Below are 1,366 nucleotides of genomic sequence, written 5' to 3' on the forward strand. Positions count from 1 at the left end.
GTCCTAGTACTACAACCTGATTTCGTGATATTTGAGCCATCGTTTCCAGTAGTGGCTGCTGCGGGCGCGGGCTTGGTCCTGGCGTCGGCGGGTGGACCAGCGAAGGGCGAAGTCCAGGGTTGTGGTGATCGTGCTGGTCAGATGTGCCAGGAGACGGCGGATCTCGGCGGGTGTGAGTGGGACCAGGCCACTTGGGCTTTTGGGGCGTGAGCAGCGGTGACAGCCAGATAGGCATGGGCGAGCATGGACAAGGTGATGTGCCGATGCCAGGCGTCGAAGCGTCGGACCTGGTAATGGTCCAGGCCGGTCTCATTCTTGGCCGCCTGGAAGCATTCCTCGATCGCCCAGCGGGCGGCCGCGATCCGGATCAGCTCGTCGATGCCGGTGCCGGCGGGACCATGACACAAGTAGTAGGCGATCTCCAACTCGCCTCTGGCGTTCGGCGTCAAGGAACGCCGCGCCAACAGCCACCGCTGATAGCCGGGCTCGGTTTCGTAGTGCACACTGGCCAGCGCCCAGTCATACAGCCGCAGACCCTTGCTGCCCTCGCCGCAGGAGCGGCGTTGCCACGCCTCGGCCGGCGCCGCGGCAACCTGGGTGTCAGCACGACCACTCGCGCCCGCCACGATCTGGTTCTTGGGCACGGCCACCACATAGTTCACCCGGCGCTCTTCCAGGAACCGGCGGAACTTCGAGTCCATTCCGTAGGCCTCATCCGCTGTCGCCCACGACACCGGCACCCCCGCCTCCAGAGCGCGGGCCAGCATCTGCCGGGCCAAGGCGGGCTTGGTCGCGAACTCCACCTCATCACCGATCCCGGCCGCTCGGCAGCGCGGCCGATCATCGACCCACGACTTTGGCAGATACAGTTCCGCGTCGATCAACGCCCGCCCGCGCGGAGAGGCGTAGGCCAGAAACACCCCGAGCTGACAGTTCTCCGTCCGGCCCGCGGTGCCCGAGTACTGCCGCTGCACCCCGGCCGAGCGCAGACCCTTCTTGAGGAACCCCGTCTCATCCACGATCAGCACAGCCTGCGGGTGTCCGAGATTCTCCACCACATAGCTACGCAGATCCTCACGCACCCCACGAGCGTCCCATCGAGCCTGGCTCAGCAGCCGCTGCATCCGATCCGGCCCATCGTCTCCAGCAGCCTCAGCCAATTGCCAGCCGTTCTTCCGCTCCACCGGCGCCAGTAACCCCGTCACATACGCCCGCGCCTGACGGCGCGGTTCCACCCTTCCGAAACGACCAGCAACCCGCGCGAACAGCGCATCCAGTCCCGCCACCCAAGCCTGAAGATCGTGAGAAGTAAGCACGATCCACACTCTATTGACCGATCATCACGAAATCAGGTTGTAGTACTAGG

General features: G+C 65.0%; 1 protein-coding gene. It reads right to left on the reverse strand.

Annotation, left to right across the window (positions count from 1 at the left end; all coding sequences use genetic code 11):
• Nucleotides 1–137 precede the first annotated feature (137 nt).
• The gene (locus HII36_RS55175) at nucleotides 138–1,319 is read right to left on the reverse strand and encodes an IS701 family transposase (RefSeq protein WP_173531385.1); all 1,182 of its coding nucleotides are present in this window, start codon (nucleotides 1,317–1,319) and stop codon (nucleotides 138–140) included.
• Nucleotides 1,320–1,366 lie beyond the last annotated feature (47 nt).

Source organism: Nonomuraea antri (assembly GCF_013283785.1).
GTDB classification, from domain to species: domain Bacteria; phylum Actinomycetota; class Actinomycetes; order Streptosporangiales; family Streptosporangiaceae; genus Nonomuraea; species Nonomuraea antri.